Origin of the sequence: Adhaeribacter swui (assembly GCF_014217805.1) — a bacterium.
Classification (GTDB): domain Bacteria; phylum Bacteroidota; class Bacteroidia; order Cytophagales; family Hymenobacteraceae; genus Adhaeribacter; species Adhaeribacter swui.
Window position 1 is genome coordinate 2,892,209 of the sequence record NZ_CP055156.1, and the last position, 17,287, is coordinate 2,909,495.

Here is a 17,287-nt window from a genome sequence, read left to right on the forward strand (position 1 = left end):
GCTCTACTATTTTTTATACGTATAAATAGTTTTTGCTAATGCGTTCTTATAAAACTAAAAAAGCGTAAAGGCCACTGTTTCACTAAAAACAAGCGTATGAACTCCCTCTTTGTTCGGGTTGTATTTGCCGCAATCGTGCTTACCTTTTGGGCATGCTCGGTTAATAGCAAACGGTCTTACATTTCTAATATTTCTTTAGAAAGTGGCAAGTGGGTGTTAATTGATTTAAACGGAGAAGAAGTAGTAAAACAGAACTCAGAACGGCCTATTTACCTTGAATTTAATGGTACCGACCAAAAAGTTGCTGGTTTTGCGGGTTGCAATCGTTTGTTTGGGGCTTATAGCAACCAAGGCAGTACCATTAGTTTTTCGCGCGTAAGCTCTACTAAACTGATTTGCCCGGACTATGAATTAGAAAACAATTTTGTGGCAAGTTTGCAACGCATCAACCGGTACCAGATAGACGGAGAAAAGCTCTTATTATTCAACCAGAATAACTTAATAGCTACTCTGCGCCTTTTAACCGACTAAGTTGCCTATTTATTGACGGTTGAAAACTTCTTTTTTAAAATCCAAAATCAGCGGGTTATTATACCTCAGCTAAAATAAATTTTAGCAGCAAAGCAACTAAATTACAAGTTAAGGTATCTTGTTTATGAATTCCGGATTAACCGGATGCATGCTTGTTACACTGCTATGAAGAATTGGATTTTACTACTACGATATCAGTTACTTGTTTTGTTGGTATGTTGTATTCTGGTGTTACCGGGATGTACCGGCGAAGAGGTAGAAATAATGCCTTACCAATCCTGCGATACCCAGGCCACCATTAGAACCCAAGCGGAATGCGGATTAGTGCTGGAACTCGAAAACGGACATTTTTTAAAACCGCTGCGGGTAACGCTGCTGCCAAAATCAGGTTCGGGTAAACAACAGTATAAAATAAATAATTTTACCGTCAGCGAAAACCAACAGGTAATTGTTGGGTTTATTAATAAAGGCCAGGCGCCTCATGCGTGCGTAAAAGAAACCCAATTAGTAGAAATAACCTGCATTGTAGGCTACCAGTTACAGTCTTAAATTTATTAACCCTTTTCTGCTGGTTTATACTGCCAAAGTTAATGGTAAACCAACTTTATTTAACCCGTTTAGCAATTAAGCTTGAGCGGGTTTTTAGTTTTTTTACTTTTCGCAAATTGGTTAATCTGGCATAATACTTGTCAATAAATTTATAAAGTTTTCTAAACTACCTCGCCGGATTTTTGTTGTAATAGAAAACAAGCGGTAGTTTTTTAATAGAGATAAATACCAGATACGCTATGTCTGGTTAATAATAAAAATAAGATTAAAGTTTAGTAGTTTAACTGAAAAGGCTCTGGTAATTTATCAGAGCTTTTTTTATTTAATAACTCAAGTTGCGAGCTATAAAAAAGTCTGTTCGAGCAAAGGTTAAAATACGTTTTAGAGTTACCACACTTTAAAAAGTACAAGCCATGCAAGAACAGACGATAGCAATATACTGCTTTATAGACGACTTTTTTCGTATTACTGGTAGAAAAGAAGATGCGCATTGTAAACTTTCCGATGCCGAACTACTCACCACCGCTTTATTGGCGGCGCGCTATTTCTATGGCAATCTTGTAGGTACATGCAAGAACACCAGGGAGTGCAGATGATCGATAAATCAGGTTTTAGCCGGCGCTTGCATGGCTTACAAGAACAACTCCTGGCATTGTTTACCGCTTTAGGCCAAACCTTAAAGCAACTGAATACTACTTGTCGGTATATGATCGATTCTTTTCCTGCTGCGGTTTGTCATAACGTACGGATTGGGCGCTGTCACCTTTTACAGCAGGAAGTTTATCGGGGCAAGAACACGAGCAAAAGACAGTATTTCTATGGCTTTAAGGTGCAAGTAATCACCACCGAAGCCGGACTGCCCGTGCAGTTTTATATTCATGCGGGCTCCTTTGCTGATATCACGGCTTTTAAGGCTATGCCGGTAGATCTGCCGGAAAATAGTCAGTTATATGCCGACAGCGCTTACAACTGCTATGAAATAGAAGACCTATTAGCCGAATGTGAACACATTCAGTTTCATGTCTGTCGAAAAGCCAATAGCAAAAGAAAAGATCAACCCTATACCGCTTTTTTGAAAACCTACTACCGGAAACAAATTGAAACCACCTTCTCGGGTATCACTAATTTCTTTCCCAAAAAGATTCATGCTGTAACCGCGAAAGGTTTTCTGCTCAAGATCATCCTCTTCATCTTTGCTTATACCTTGAATCAACTAACTTAGTACCTCGCAACTTAAGTTTAATAGCTAAAAATACCATACGGCAAGGTTTTAAATGCTGGTTTAGCTTTTTCTCTGGAATGTAAAAATTTAAAAAAAATTAGCTGAATAAAATCTGTTTGCGTAAAGGCAGGCATTCTTATTTAACCCGCATTACTATGAAAATAATTAATAAAGAAATTGCGTACGACGGCCATTTTAAATTGTATAAAGTAAAGTTACAGGATGATGATAATGTGCTGGAGCGGGAGCTGTTTGATACGGGCGAGGCCGTAGCCGCTTTGGTTTTTGATACCGCCCGGAATCAGTATATTTTTGTTAAACAATACCGGATGGCCGCTAACGATAAAATGCTGGAAATAGTGGCCGGCATGCACGATAACCCCAACGAAAGTTTAGAAGCAGCAGCTTGCCGGGAGATAGAAGAAGAAATTGGCTATGCCGTAGATACCATTATCCCAATTGCCACTTACTACTCTTCGCCGGGGGCTTTTGCCGAAAAAATAAGCTTGTTTTATGCCGAAGTAAGCCATAAAAAATCGGAGGGGGGAGGCTTAGCCGAAGAACACGAAAACATTGAAATTGTAGAAGTAGCGCCGCCGGATTTAAGTACTTTGCCCCTAAACGATGGTAAAACCTTAATTGCGGTACAATGGGCTTTGCTTCAAAAACAAAAGTAATTTTTAAAAATTTTAATTTTTGTTGTTAACAAAAAAAACGGCTGCTTTTAGTAAAGCAGCCGTTTTTATAAATAATTGGTTTAAGCAGGCTTACCGCAACCGGTCTACCGAACGAACCAGTTGCTCATCTTTCCGGATAAAGCGGTTAGCTAAAGCATTTAAAGCTAAAGCAATCAAAGGAAAATAAAAACCCGCCTCGTATTCGCCGCGGCCAGCGCCTTTTACCATGTCTTCGCCCACGTACGACACATAATAAAAGCAACTGCCCATTAAACCGGCCAATAAAAGGGTATTTAAAAAGCCCAGTTTCATTTGTGTTAAGCGGTTTTTGTATTGAAATATTTCGTACAAGGCCACCAACGCTGCCAATATAGCCAGTATAGCAATTACAATAGTAGATTTAGAAACAGGTGCCGGAGTGGCGCCCGTAGCATCTGGAGTGCTTATGGCGGCTAAAGAAAAAGCATTTAAAACATATTGCTGTCCATCCGTATCGGTTTTAGACCAAATAGGCAAGAACAATACACAAATCATGGCAATGGCTATTAGAAACAGAAAAACGGATTGAATTCTTTGAATCATACCTGAATTAAATTTTAAATTTTACCTGCAAAAATAGATACTTCTTTCGCAAAAACCATAAGCGCTTTTTTATTGTTAACGGATACTTGTAACAGCCAGAGCCAATCTCATTTTATTTTACAAGCATAAATTTACTGCTGTTTGAAAATGGCCAGGTGTAGCCAGGAAATGGGGTTTACGTTAAGTAGCATGATAACGAGTGAAAACACCTTAAAAGTTTATAACCGGCAGAGAATATATTTTTTGCAAGCGCTTTAAAAAGATAAAATTTTAAAATTTTGCCGAAGCTAATAAAACAAAAATAAAACAGCCGCAGAAGAAATAATGCGGCAGAAAGGTAATTATGAATGAATCTATAATATATTTGTTCATATGCGCTATTTCCTTGAAGTTGCTTACGACGGAACCAATTACCACGGCTGGCAAATACAGCCCAATGCCGTTACTGTGCAACAGGTTCTTAACGATTGCCTTAGTACCGTTTTGCGCGAAACTATTGAAACCGTGGGCAGTGGGCGAACCGATACAGGCGTACACGCCGAGCAGCAATTTGTGCACCTGGATGTTAGCCGTAAGTTAAACATAGAAGAAGCTTGTTACCGGTTTAACCGGATTTTACCGCACGATATTGCCGTAAAAAATATGTACGAAGTGCTGCCCGATGCTCACGCCCGTTACGACGCCATAGCCCGAACGTACGAATACCGCATTAGCCTGGTAAATAATCCTTTTCTGCACGCGTATAGCCATTATCTAGGCCGAAGGCCCAATATAGAAGCCATGAACGAAGCGGCCGCGGCCTTGCTGAACTTCGAAGATTTTACCACTTTTTCTAAAGTAAAAGGCGAAACAAAGCATTACCGGTGCCAGATCTTCCGGGCCGATTGGCAATTGCAGCAAGATAGCCTGTGTTTTACGATCCGGGCCAACCGGTTTTTGCGCGGCATGGTGCGTTTGGTAGTAGGTACTTTGTTAGATGTGGGCAGCGGCAAATTAACCGTAGCAAATTTTAAAGATATTGTAGCAAGCCAAGACCGGCGCTTGGCTAGCGCGGCCGCTCCGGCCGCTGGGTTATTTTTAACTAAAGTAGAATACCCAACAAACTATTTCTTACCAGAATAGTTGTTAATTTTACTTTCTTAATCCTACAGCACAAACATTCCTGGTTCTGTAGCGTTGTTACAGATATAAATAATAGTTGCAGCAATAGACGCGCGTGGCCCTAAGAAAGCCGCCGGGTGATTGCGTGCTTTAAACATTACCCTGCATTTTGGAACCAACAAAGAATACAAAAATAGGGAAGGCCTTTGATTACTATATTTTACGGCGGTTATACGCCTTTGTAAAGCCTTACCAGAAAATATTTTACTTTCTTATATTTTTAACCGTAGCATCGGCTTTGCTGGCCGCGGTACGGCCTTTTTTAATTCAATATACGGTTGATGAATACATCATGGTCGGGAACTTTCCGGGTTTAAACCAGATGTTTATGTGGTTGGCTGTTCTGCTGGTTGGTCACTCCGTAGTTTCGTACCTGCATACGTATTTTGCCGGCTGGCTCGGGCAACACATTGTGCGCGATATTCGGGTGGTGCTGTACCGGCATGTTTTAAAACTGCGCTTAAAATTTTACGATCGTACGCCCATTGGTACTTTGGTAACCCGCAATGTATCGGATGTAGAGCAATTATCGGATGTGTTTAGCGAAGGCCTGGCCGCTATGATTGGAGATGTGCTGCAATTAGCCTTTATTCTGGGCTACATGCTTTACATCGACTGGAAACTGACCCTGGTTAGCTTGTCTATGTTCCCGCTGCTTTTTGTGAGTACCTATATTTTTAAAGAAAAAGTAAAATCTTCGTTTCAGGAAGTGCGTACCGCCGTTGCTAACCTCAACGCTTTTGTGCAGGAGCATATCACCGGCATGAGCATTGTGCAAATCTTTAACAGCGAAGCCCGCGAAATGCAAAAATTTGAAAAAATTAACCAGGAGCATACGCGCGCTCAAATCAGAAACGTACTTTATTATTCTATTTACTTTCCGGTAGCCGAAGTAATTGGAGCGGCCGGTACCGGCTTGCTGGTTTGGTACGGCGCAAAAGGTGTTTTAAACCAGGATGTTACTTTGGGGGTGCTTATTGCCTTTATCATGTATATTTCCATGTTTTTCCGGCCCATCCGGCAAATTGCCGACCGATTTAACACGTTACAGTTAGGCGTAGTAAGTACCGACCGGATTTTAAAATTATTAGATAGCAACGAGTTAATTTCGGATACCGGGCATTACGCCCCCGCTACCATTAAAGGCGATGTGCAGTTCGAGAAGGTGTGGTTTGCTTATAACAACGAAGAATGGGTGCTGCGCGATATTTCTTTTACGGTAAAGGCCGGACAAACCGTAGCTTTTGTGGGGGCAACCGGGGCTGGTAAAACGTCTATCATCAACTTGCTAAGCCGGTTTTACGAAATTAATAAAGGTACTATTCGCGTAGACGACCACGACTTAAAAGAATACGATTTAAGCGTTTTGCGACGGCATATTGGGGTGGTGTTGCAAGATGTGTTCTTGTTTTCGGGTTCTATTGCCGATAACATTACTTTGGGCAATAAGGATATCACCACCGAACAAATCTGGCAAGCCGCTGAACTGGTAGGTGCCGATAAATTTATTCAACGCTTACCGGGTGGCTTGGATTATAAGGTAATGGAGCGGGGGGCTACTTTGTCGGTAGGGCAGCGTCAGCTTATTTCGTTTGTGCGGGCCATGGTATACGATCCGCGGATTATAATTCTGGACGAAGCTACCTCCTCCGTCGATTCCGAAACCGAAGAATTGATTCAATACGCCATTCAGCAATTAATGCAGGGCCGCACTTCTATTGTTATTGCGCACCGGCTATCTACCATTCAAAAAGCAGATAAAATTATTGTAATGGATAAAGGAGAAGTAAAAGAAGCCGGCACCCACGACGAACTCATGCAGCACGAAGGCTATTATACCCAACTGTATAAAATGCAATACAAAGAGGTTATTTAATCCGGGAACAATCACCGGTTGGGCCGGGTAAGCTAATCAGGGCTGTGTTTGTTAAGGGTAGTTCTTTATCTTTGCCTGATTTTTAAAATTTTTGATTGTGGGAAACAAAAAGTTTTTGCTGGCCATCCTTTTGCTTTTAGTAATTGGCTTTGGGTTTTACGGGTATTTGGGTGGTTTTAATCCGGTGCAGGTTATCCGTACTACTTCTAAGCCGGTGTATGTAGCCGGTAAATACTTCCACGGTAACATGCAGGATAAAGCTTTAGGTACTTACTTTCAGGAGGCCGCTAAACTGCTGGAAGATAAAAAAGTACCCGGCTACTTAGGCAACATTTACTATAATAACCCCGAAGAAACAAACGATAGCATCCAGGCTTTTATTGGTATTGTAGTACCCGATTCAACGGTGCAGTTGCCCGCCGGTTATGAGCTGCGTCAATGGCCCGGGAGTCGGCCAGTGGTGCAGGCTTCAGTTAAAGCTCATTTTTTTCTCGCTCCCAATAAGCTTTACGCTGGGTTGTTTGATTATGCCAAGAAAAATAAATTAAATATAAAAAAGCAGTACTTAGAGGAGTTTCCAAAAGACCGTTATGGCCGGGTGCAAGCCCAATTAGCTAATTAATTAGCGACTAAGGTAAAAACTGCCCCCAATCTGTAAACCACTGATAAGTTGTAAATCAATTAAGTTAGAGGTAGCCCGATCTTCTTTATTTGGTTTGTAAACACCCCGGGTGTAGCTAATGCCACCTAAGTTCATCTCTAAACCTAATTTGGGGGTTATAAAGTACGTTAAGCCTGGGCTAACATTAGCTGTAAATACAAAAGTATCGTGGCTATTAAAGTTGTAGTTGTAGGTAATAGCGCCCTGCCCAAAAACGGCTAGTTCTGGTACAATAAAGTGGTAATATCTAATAAACGGACCTAACTTCAAAATCTGGGTTTGGGAACCATAAAACAAGTTGTTGTATTCATCCCAATTCCGCTGTTTTTGGTGTTCGTAGTTTAATAATAATCCCACGGCCAGGTTATTTTTTAAAAATATTCCTGCCCGCGGCCCCACCACAAATTCTTTCTGGTTACCTTCATGGTTGTTAACGGAGCGTAGGTCATCATCAGATACTGCCTTGTTTGTGTACCGGATATTGCCACCAAGGAGCAAGGTGCCTTTGTTTAACTGACCAAAACAATTAAACCAACCCAAAGTCAAGAATAAAAATAAGCTGCTAATTACTTTCATAAGTTGGTTTTAATTAACGGCCGAAATAAAAATTTATGCCCAGAAACACGTTATTGGCTTCCACATTCGCCGCCAATTGGTTCGTCTTATCTTCTGTAGGATTCTGATCTTGGGAATAGTATTTATTTATGTAGCGAAAGTAACCAAAATTGCCAATGGTAGTTTCAATGCCGATTTTAGGGGTAGCGAAAAATACAAAACCTGGAGCTAGACTAGCCCCAAAGGAAGTTTGTTTCTGGTAAATAAAATCGTTGTTTTTACTTTTCCCATTCTCATAAGATAAAGTAAACTGCCCGAAAAACCCGATTTTTTCACCCAACATTTTATAATAACGCGCAAAAGGGTTAATGCCCAAGGAGTGTTGTTTACCCCTGAATGATTCATCTATGCTACTCTCTTTGTATTTAGTTCGGTTACTGTAATAATTAATGCCCAAGCCCAAGGCAATGTTGTCGGTTATAAAATAACCCGCTTTAGGGTATAAACTATAACTGGTTGAGACGGACTTATTATCTATATCCGGGTTTCGGGTGTTTTTATCAGTACGGTTAGAGAAGGAAGCACTCCCGCCAATAAATGTAGTACCTGCCGGAATTTGAGCATAGCAATTACTAACAACAACAAAAGAAAATAGCAACAATACTATTGTTTTCATAGATGGAAATTTTAAATTTTCTAAGATTTGATTGGGGTAGAAGGCCTTTACAGGTTAGAAACGTGAAGTATATTAAATTAATATATTTATAAAAAAAATATTTTCTGGAAAGAAAAGGGAAGCCAGAAAACTACTCCGTGATAAATAAATCCAGGGTGATTTGGTCGGCTAGCAGTTTGCCGGAATTAGTTAAGATGAGCTTTTCATTTTCCATAGTAGCCAAACCCCGCCGGATAAGCTGGTGCAGGTAGGTGCCATGTAACTGCGGTAAATTAAAACCGAATCGTTTTTTTAAAATTTTTAAATCGCAGCCCCAACTGGTGCGCAGGGTGGTCATTAAATATTCATTGGCCTGATCGGCAGCAGATAGTATTTCCACGGTGGCGGGAATTTGGTGGTGCTCTAAAGCCGCTAAGTATTTTGCGTTATTAGCTATATTATACTGCCGGGAAGTACCATTAAAAGAATGCGCACTTGGCCCAACCCCCAGGTACGAAACGCCTCGCCAGTAATTGCTGTTATGCCGCGATTCCCAGCCAGGTTTACAAAAATTAGAAATTTCGTATTGTTCGTACCCGTTTTGTGCCATGTGCGCCAGTAGTAACTCGAACTGAGATGCTACAAACTCATCTTCGCTGGGCTGGAACGTGCCTTTTTTTGTCCAATTTCCTAAAGCAGTTCTGGGTTCTATGGTAAGGGCGTAACTCGATACGTGGGGTATTTGCAAGGCAAAAACCTGTTCTAAATCTTTCTCCCAGATAGCATGGTCGGAGGCCGGGATGCCGTAAATTAAATCAACGGTAATATTGGTAAAACCAGCATCCTGAGCTGTTTTAACGGCATTAAACGACTCCGTAGCGGAGTGGGCCCGGTTCATTAAACGCAGATGCGGTTCATGAAACGATTGCAGGCCAATACTTAATCGATTTACCGGCGAGTTTTGCAGTTCCTGTAATTTAATGAGGTTTAAATCATCAGGATTGGCTTCTAATGTTATTTCGGCCTCGGGTACAACCGTAAAGTACCGGTGAATTGTATCGAAAATAGCAGCTAGCTCGGCTTCGGTAAGTAGGGAAGGGGTACCACCGCCAAAATAAATCGTTTGGATTGCTTCGCCGGATAAATAGGAGTGTTGCAAAGCAAGTTCTTGGCAAATAGCTTGTACCACGTCTTGCTTCCGGCGCATAGAAGTACTAAAATGGAAGTCGCAGTAATGGCAGGCTTGCTTGCAAAACGGAATGTGAATATAAAGGCCAGCCAAATTTAATTTTTTAAAATTTTATGTAAACGCCAGGCGCTACGGTTTACTTTGCTCTAAACAATACCAACCGACCAAATAGTTTGCTAATGGCGGAACAATCGTGCAAATTTAGGATGTTACTACAAAGCCCGAAAATTTTTAAATTAATCCCTGCTTTTTAGCGAGCAAATGTACAAAGCCGGCATTTCCTGTATTTTCTTTTTGCTGGTCAGCTTTGCAGGTTGGGCTCAGCGGGAAGTAAATCTTACCATTCAAACTTCGGATAAAGATCGAGAAGTTCTGCGAAAATACGTTTATCCAGCCCGTTTTCCCGATTCGGTAGCTGCTCGGCAAGGCTTACGCAGCCTTATGCTGCAACTACAGCAAGATGGTTATTTAATGACTTCCGTAGATACCTGTTACTTGAAGAATAACGAGTTATATAGCCGTTTTTTTATCGGAGATAAATACCACTGGGCTCGGTTGCGCAACGGCAACATTGGTAACAGTTTGCTGGCACAGGCGGGGTACAAAGAAAAATTATATACCAACAAACCTTTTTTACCCGGCGAATGGGTGAAATTGCAGGAAGCCGTACTAACCCAGGCCGAAAATAACGGTTATCCGTTTGCACGTGTGCGTTTAGATTCTTTGGAAATAACCGATAACCAAATCGAGGCCGCCGCTATCGTGGACAAAGGCCCGTTAATCCAGTTTGATTCGCTGCATATTGCCGGCGATACCAAAACTACCCGGCGGTTCTTAAGCCAGTATCTGCAAATTTTCCCGGGGCAGGTATACGATCAACAAAAAATTAAAAATTTGCCCCGCCTTCTGCGCCAATTGCCTTACCTGGAAATTGTGCAACCCCCATTGCTGCAGTTCGGGAAAAATCGGGCGCGGTTGTATTTGTTTTTAAATGATAAAAAAGCAAACCAATTTGATGGTATTGTGGGTTTTCTGCCCGACCCGGGAGGTAACACCCAAAAACTGCTGGTTACCGGCGAATTAAATTTAGATATTAAAAATATAAAGGGTAGCGGTAAAGCCTTGGGTTTGCATTGGCGTAAAGTGCAGCGTGGTTCTCAACTACTCGATGCCAATTATATTCATCCTAACTTTTTAGGGTCGCCGTTGGAGTTAGGCTTTTCTTTTAATTTGTATAAACAAGATTCGGCTTTTATTACCCTAAAACCACGGTTGCAATTCGGTTTTAACACGCCTAAAGCGGGTAAGATTACCTTTTTTACCGAATTTCAAAATTCTAGATTGCTGCTATCATCGGTTAGCTTGCAGGAGCGCCGCGATTCGGTACCTATCGCGGACTTTACGTATACGGCTTATGGCTTGCAGTACCTGCGCCAAACCCTCGATGATTTGTATTTTCCGCGGCAAGGTTATCAGGTAACCGCACAAACGGCAGTAGGTAACAAATCCATCAAGCGAAATATTAGCCGGGAAGCCAGTTATTACGATTCCATCCGTTTAAAAACAACGCAACTATCTATGAGTTTACTCGGCGAGTATTATTTTAAATTACAGCGCCGGAGTGTAGTATTAACCCGTTTAAAAGGAGAAGCTTTAGTAAACCCGCAATTATTTTATAACGATTTGTTTCGGTTGGGTGGCCTGAATACACTGCGCGGCTTTCCGGAATACAGCTTTTATGCTTCGCGCTATGCCGTAAGTACCTTAGAATACCGGCTATTTACCGGTCCGGATTCGTATGTTTTGCTTTTTTACGACCAAGGTTATTACCGCCGCTTTTTAGGACAAGACCGCGTGCAGGAATATCCTTTTGGTTTAGGAACCGGGATAAGTTTTAGTACCGGCGCCGGTTTATTTCAATTTATTTACTCGGTGGGGCAGTCTAAAGCGCTTAACCAACCCATCAGCCTTAACTATTCCCGGATTCACTTTGGATTAACGAGTCGATTTTAAAAAAAAATAAAAATTAAATACCTTGAAGCTGAGTAACTTATTGCGATATGTTGCCTAAAAGTAAGATTTATTTGGTTTTTTAATATAAAGCCCCTACTTTTGTATTATAAACAGTGCGGGATGGAGCAGTTGGTAGCTCGTTGGGCTCATAACCCAAAGGTCACAGGTTCGAGTCCTGTTCCCGCTACCTAAATAAAAAGCCTTGTAAGTGAATAACTTGCAAGGCCTTTTTATTTGGTGTTCAACAAAAACAGGCTTGTTTGCCGGAAACCCACTTGGTACTTTTTATTTCAGGCTTTTCTTTTTTGTAGTCTAGTTTTTTTTATTCTCCCACAGCAAGAGATTCTACTCTCAATCCCAATTCTATTTTTCCAGGCATATTTTTATTCTGTATTTCCTAACACGGCCCCGTTTATTTATCACTTACTGCGCATTAGTGGAATATATGTGTGCTGAGAATACTGCCTTGTATTATCTTCTGTTTTAATCAGCAACAGGGGGATTCGTGCCAGTGTAAAGCTAACGACTAAAGCATTAAGCAATTTCATTATGTTTAATACAAAGCCGGTAGAGTATCACGATAAAGATCATTCCCTACCGGAACATTTCTTTCTTAATTCCTTTATCTTGGCATGTTTTAAGTATTTAACACGCATTATAACCTTACTGGTAGCTATAAAAAGTTTTGTTTACTGACTCGACGTTAACAAGATTTTAAAACCTGTCATTACCTTTCTTTTTAATGATTTTAATGATTTTTTTTCTTACAAAAAGTTTTTATTTTTAACAAATAGCATATATTTGTTCCGTTACCTTTCTATTTAATCATTTCTAGACCCTTTACTTCCATGACTTATGGGAAAACTAAGTTTTAATGAAGGTTGCTATTGTTCCCGTAATGAGCGCGGAGTGTCTCTGGGAATACTCTTTAAAGTATTATTCCTTTTATTGTTATGTGCTACCACTCAGGCTCAGACGCCAAACCGGGCGAATCTGATTACGGTGAATGGTAAGGTTACAGAAAAAGGAACCGGTGAACCGCTGATTGGTGTATCCATACGGGTTAAAGGCAGCAACGATGGTGTTGTTTCGGATGCAAATGGAAATTACAAGATTCAGGTACCTGTAAATAGCACCTTGCTGTTTACTTATATAGGCTACAGTGATTTAGAGGAGCCTGTCGGAAACCGGATAACTATTTCGCCGCAACTTGCAACTGGTGGCAGAGCATTAAATGAAGTTGTTGTGGTTGGGTATGGAAGCCAGTCGAAGCGTGAACTGACTGGGTCGGTAGCCTCGGTCAATGCGCGACAATTGCAGGATCGAGCGGTGGTTTCGTTCGGAGAAGCGCTGGCTGGGCAGATGGCGGGTGTACAGGTACAACAGACCTCAACTGCGCCAGGCGGTGGTATTTCCCTGAAAATCAGGGGTACGGGATCCATTACAGCGGGCAACCAGCCTTTGTATGTGGTCGATGGGGTGCCACTCGATAATTCAGTTAGTAATGCGTCAGCCCAGGGTGGAGATATTGGGGATCAATCTCCGGTTAATCCGCTGGCAGCTATTAATCCAGATGATATTCAGTCCATTGATGTATTAAAAGACGCTGCTGCTACCTCCATTTATGGATCGCGTGGATCTAATGGCGTGGTTCTGATTACCACCAAGCAAGGCGTGGCCGGTAGGTCGCAGTACAGCCTGAATGTAAGTTACGGTTTTCAGGAAATCGCGAAAAAGGTTGGAATCATGAGCAACCAGGAATACGCGCAACGCCAGATTGATATGAGAAACACGGATTGGGTGCGTGCCGGCGGGAAAGCCACTGATCCTAATTCGGCCAGAAGCGGACCACAATACAAGATCGCGGATGAATTTAAGAATGCCGCGTCACTGCCTTTCACCGATTGGCAAGACCTGCTTTATCGCCGGGCACCCATGCAAAACTACCAGCTTTCAGCTTCCGGCGGCACGGACAATGCCCGCTATTACTTGTCTGGTAACTATCAGAATCAGGAAGGCATTGTCATTAATTCCGGTTTTAAAAAATATGCGTTTCGTCTGAATGTGGATGCGAAAGCGTCGGAAAAGATTAGAGTCGGCTTCCGTATTGCTCCATCCTACACGAATAACCGCATCGCCACAACAGGCGGGATTTCTGATTACGGCGCAGTAGCTACCACTGTGATGTCGACTCCGGGATTATACCCCGCGCGGAATCCAGATGGTACGTACGCAACCACTTACACGCTGCATTATGACGATGGCACCACGCAGAATATCAACTACAATAATGCGCTGGCTTTTGGTGAAGGTATTCAGAACACAATGAACCAGTTCAGCACGGTTGGTAGCTTGTTTACAACCATTGATATCCTGAAAAACCTTCAATTCAAAACAAGTATCAATGCGGATGTGAATACATTCAATAACAACAAATTTTCACCTTCTTTTATCAGTGTAAATCCTTCGTACGGTCGTTCTTACGCGGCTACAAATATTAGTTGGATTAATGAAAACACATTGACCTACGACAATTCGTTTGCCGATCGGCATAATGTAAATGTGCTGGTGGGGTTAACAGAGCAGAAATCGACTTTCAACTCTACGGCAGTCAATGCAAATTCATTCCCGAATGACCTGGTACCTACGCTAAATGCGGGGATCGTAACAGGTGGAAATTCTTTGCGATCGCAATGGACCCTACTCTCCTTATTAAGCCGGGCGACTTACAATTTCGACGAGAAGTACTTTTTAACCGCCACTTTCCGTCGCGATGGTTCCTCTCGTTTCGGATCGGAAAACAAATGGGGGAATTTTCCTTCCGCTTCGGTCGGGTGGAGAATCAGCCAGGAAGAATTTATGGCGGATGTAACTGCTGTTAGTGAGTTGAAGTTGCGTGCCAGCTATGGTTTGATCGGTAATAACCAGATACCCGATTATGCATCCGTCGGCTTAATTTACGGTAGCAACTATATTTTAGGCTCCGGTGACGGTGCAATTGCCAGTGGATTGGCGCAAGGTTCTCTGGGCAATGTAAACCTTGGATGGGAAAAGGCCAAGGAAATAGACCTGGGGTTAGATCTGGGACTTTTTCAAAACAGGATTTACCTTTCCGCTGATTATTACAACAAGCTAACCTCTGACCTGCTTCTTAATGTTCCTGTGCCTCTTTCAACTGGTTTTGAAACTGCTCTGCGCAATCTGGGAAGTCTCCGTAATAAAGGGGTAGAGCTTGCCTTGGAAACCAGAAATTTCAATACAGATAAATTTACCTGGACCACCAACGCCAACATTTCTTTTAACACTAATAAGGTAGAATCACTTGGAAATGGCGGCACACCGATTATCGTTGCCAACCGTGCCCAGGAGAACTCTTTGACACACATTACCCAAATCGGCAGCCCGCTGGGAAGTTACTATGGTTATGTTTTCGATGGAGTTTATAATACCATTGACGAAGTGAATGCTTCTGCTCATTTACCGAACACGAATGCAGGTGATGCCAAATTCAGGGATCTTAATAATGATGGCGTCATCAATGACTCCGACAAGACCATTATCGGCAATAACCTTCCCAAGTTTACCTATGGCATTACAAACAGCTTCAACTACGGAAACTTTGACTTTAGCTTTTCGCTGCAAGGCGCTCAGGATGTAGAGGTGATGAACCTTACCAAACGCAGTAATTACCGGAACAATGGGGAAGCTTTCAAGAACTACTGGCGTTCGCCTGAGGAACCCGGTGATGGCAAGACGTTTGGCCCGGGAAGCTCGGCTAATAACCGGACAATCTCCTCCTGGCTGGTAGACGATGCCTCATTCCTGCGCATCAGAAACGTTACCATTGGGTATAAACTTGGCAAAATTCTGACCGGATCCATTTTGCGAAATGCAAGGGCTTACGTAAACATTCAAAACCTGCACACCTTCACCAAATACACCGGGTACAATCCAGAGGTGAATACGACCGAAGGCGATCCTTGGATTTCTTCTGCGCTCACGCCCGGCATCGATTATGGCACTTACCCCATGGCAAGAACCATTGTATTTGGTCTTAACCTTGGTTTCTGATCCAACTGATAACAAATCAATTTTTTAACATTGATTCATATGATCTCAAAAAATATAAAAATAGCTGTTGCCCTGGTTATCCTAACATTTTCAGGAACGTCCTGTGAAGATTTCCTGGAATCAGAACCCATTTCTCAGATCGGCGAAACAAATTTTTTCAAAACCGAATCTGATTTTAAACAGGCGCTGGTGGGTGCCTATTCGGCTTTCGCGCAAGTGTATTCGGGCAATGGATACTATTCTCTGCTGGTAGATTTGCGTTCCGATAACACCACTGAGCTCACCGCTGGCGGCGATGGGAATGATGCTAAAAGGAATATCGACGAATTTCGGGAAACGACTGACAATGAACATTTAACTGCCTTTTGGCAAAGCAGCTACACCTTGATCGCAAGATGCAACAGTATCCTGGCCCGCATTGACGGTGCAAGCTTTTCGGATGAACTGAAAAAGCAATACACCGGCGAAGCACTTACGCTGAGAGCTTTGGGTTATTTCAACCTCGTTAGGTTATTTGGCGGCGTTCCGCTCGTTACCGAACCGGTAATGGATCTCGATGCCAGCTACAAAGTGGGTCGGGCTACCGTGCAGGAAGTGTACGCACAGATCGAAGCGGACTTAATAAAAGCAGAGGAGTTAGTACCAGTTTCTTATGATGACGCCAATGTAGGCCGGGCGACAAAGGGTGCTGCTCAAAGTCTGCTGGGACAAGTTTACCTTACTCAGAAAAAATACGCTGAAGCGGTTGTGGCATTCAAAAAAGTAGTCGATTCGGGCACTTACAGTCTGTTGCCGGTGTATGCCGACCTGTACAAAGCCGGGCAGCAGGGAAATTCCGAGGCGATCTGGCAGGCACAATTTAAAGGAGCAGCAAATGGACTCGGTTCAAACTTTCCCAATCACTTTGCACCAACGGGCTCAGAAGGAATTACCATTCCATCGGGTGGCGCCTACGGGTTTAACCAGCCAACCGAGGATATTGCCGCCGCTTATTCGGATGGTGATGTACGCCGCAATAATATTGCTGACGGCTACATGAATGGGACTACTTTTGTTGCTGCCAAATACATTCGCGGTTATGTAGAGCGCGAAACAGGCGGCGGCTACGCCGATTCTGGCGCCGATTGGTATGTGATCCGTTATGCCGATATCTTGTTAATGTATGCAGAAGCACTCAATGAAGTAAATAAAGGCCCGGTTGCCGAAGCTTACGCCATGATCAACCTGGTTCGGAACCGCGCTGGCCTCGCTAATCTAAGCAATCTGACTTATGAAACTTTCAAAGAAGCGGTTTATAATGAAGAACGACTGGAGTCGCCTTTCGAAGGTCATCGCTGGTTTGATCTTCTGCGTACGGATCGGGCACTAACAGTTATGAATGAAAAAGTCTCTGGTCCTGGGAAAATTACTGTTGGAATTTCGACACCCATTAAGCCTTACCAGCTTTTGTACCCGATTCCCGCTCTGGTAGTTATTACCAGCTCGCCTGCCATTGCGCAGAATGAGGGGTATTGATATTAATTGTGTAGATCCGAAAGCCTGTAT

13 protein-coding genes, 1 tRNA gene and 1 pseudogene are annotated in these 17,287 nt (G+C 42.5%); 11 read left to right on the forward strand and 4 right to left on the reverse strand.

Annotation, left to right across the window (positions count from 1 at the left end; translation table 11 throughout):
• Positions 1-96: 96 nt before the first annotated feature.
• The 4 genes and pseudogenes from HUW51_RS12420 to HUW51_RS12435 all read left to right on the forward strand — a co-directional run bounded on the left by HUW51_RS12420 (position 97) and on the right by HUW51_RS12435 (position 2,979).
• A complete protein-coding gene (locus tag HUW51_RS12420; protein ID WP_185274336.1) occupies positions 97-531 on the forward strand; it encodes an META domain-containing protein in 435 nt (144 codons plus the stop codon).
• A 165-nt stretch (positions 532-696) separates the two neighbouring features.
• Positions 697-1,080 (forward strand): hypothetical protein, encoded by a 384-nt coding sequence (locus HUW51_RS12425; protein ID WP_185274337.1) that lies wholly within the window; start codon positions 697-699, stop codon positions 1,078-1,080.
• Between the two features lie 413 nt (positions 1,081-1,493).
• Positions 1,494-2,302: pseudogene (locus HUW51_RS12430) on the forward strand (IS982 family transposase).
• 155 nt (positions 2,303-2,457) lie between these two features.
• Positions 2,458-2,979, forward strand: a complete 522-nt coding sequence (locus HUW51_RS12435; RefSeq protein ID WP_185274338.1) for an NUDIX domain-containing protein — start codon at positions 2,458-2,460, stop codon at positions 2,977-2,979.
• A 90-nt stretch (positions 2,980-3,069) separates the two neighbouring features.
• Here HUW51_RS12435 and HUW51_RS12440 read toward each other — a convergent pair whose 3' ends face one another.
• Entirely contained in the window at positions 3,070-3,561 is a 492-nt protein-coding gene (locus tag HUW51_RS12440; RefSeq protein WP_185274339.1) for a DUF4293 domain-containing protein, read from the reverse strand.
• Positions 3,562-3,933: 372 nt separating this feature from the next.
• On the opposite strand from HUW51_RS12440, the gene truA reads away from it, so the two are divergent.
• The 3 genes from truA (at position 3,934) to HUW51_RS12455 (ending at position 7,220) form a co-directional block, all read left to right on the forward strand.
• The gene (gene truA, locus HUW51_RS12445) at positions 3,934-4,683 is read left to right on the forward strand and encodes a tRNA pseudouridine(38-40) synthase TruA (RefSeq protein WP_185274340.1); all 750 of its coding nucleotides are present in this window, start codon (positions 3,934-3,936) and stop codon (positions 4,681-4,683) included.
• Positions 4,684-4,831: 148 nt separating this feature from the next.
• On the forward strand, positions 4,832-6,598 hold the full coding sequence (locus HUW51_RS12450) for an ABC transporter ATP-binding protein (RefSeq protein WP_394353950.1): 1,767 nt from the start codon (positions 4,832-4,834) through the stop codon (positions 6,596-6,598).
• A gap of 97 nt (positions 6,599-6,695) precedes the next feature.
• A complete protein-coding gene (locus HUW51_RS12455; RefSeq protein WP_185274341.1) occupies positions 6,696-7,220 on the forward strand; it encodes a GyrI-like domain-containing protein in 525 nt (174 codons plus the stop codon).
• Here the strand turns inward: HUW51_RS12455 and HUW51_RS12460 are convergent, their stop codons facing one another.
• The 3 genes from HUW51_RS12460 to hemW all read right to left on the reverse strand — a co-directional run bounded on the left by HUW51_RS12460 (position 7,221) and on the right by hemW (position 9,751).
• Positions 7,221-7,835 (reverse strand): hypothetical protein, encoded by a 615-nt coding sequence (locus HUW51_RS12460; protein WP_185274342.1) that lies wholly within the window; start codon positions 7,833-7,835, stop codon positions 7,221-7,223.
• Positions 7,836-7,848: 13 nt separating this feature from the next.
• Positions 7,849-8,490, reverse strand: coding sequence for an outer membrane beta-barrel protein (locus HUW51_RS12465; RefSeq protein WP_185274343.1), 642 nt, complete (start codon positions 8,488-8,490; stop codon positions 7,849-7,851).
• A 130-nt stretch (positions 8,491-8,620) separates the two neighbouring features.
• Entirely contained in the window at positions 8,621-9,751 is a 1,131-nt protein-coding gene (hemW, locus tag HUW51_RS12470; protein ID WP_185274344.1) for a radical SAM family heme chaperone HemW, read from the reverse strand.
• A 168-nt stretch (positions 9,752-9,919) separates the two neighbouring features.
• Here hemW and HUW51_RS12475 point away from each other — a divergent pair, with 168 nt between their 5' ends.
• The 4 genes from HUW51_RS12475 to HUW51_RS12490 all read left to right on the forward strand — a co-directional run bounded on the left by HUW51_RS12475 (position 9,920) and on the right by HUW51_RS12490 (position 17,257).
• On the forward strand, positions 9,920-11,671 hold the full coding sequence (locus HUW51_RS12475; RefSeq protein WP_185274345.1) for a BamA/TamA family outer membrane protein: 1,752 nt from the start codon (positions 9,920-9,922) through the stop codon (positions 11,669-11,671).
• Between the two features lie 114 nt (positions 11,672-11,785).
• A tRNA-Met gene (locus HUW51_RS12480) sits at positions 11,786-11,858 on the forward strand.
• Positions 11,859-12,526: 668 nt separating this feature from the next.
• Complete coding sequence (locus tag HUW51_RS12485) at positions 12,527-15,742, forward strand: SusC/RagA family TonB-linked outer membrane protein (protein WP_185274346.1); 3,216 nt, start codon at positions 12,527-12,529, stop codon at positions 15,740-15,742.
• Positions 15,743-15,781: 39 nt separating this feature from the next.
• Positions 15,782-17,257, forward strand: a complete 1,476-nt coding sequence (locus HUW51_RS12490) for a RagB/SusD family nutrient uptake outer membrane protein (RefSeq protein ID WP_185274347.1) — start codon at positions 15,782-15,784, stop codon at positions 17,255-17,257.
• Positions 17,258-17,287: the final 30 nt, after the last annotated feature.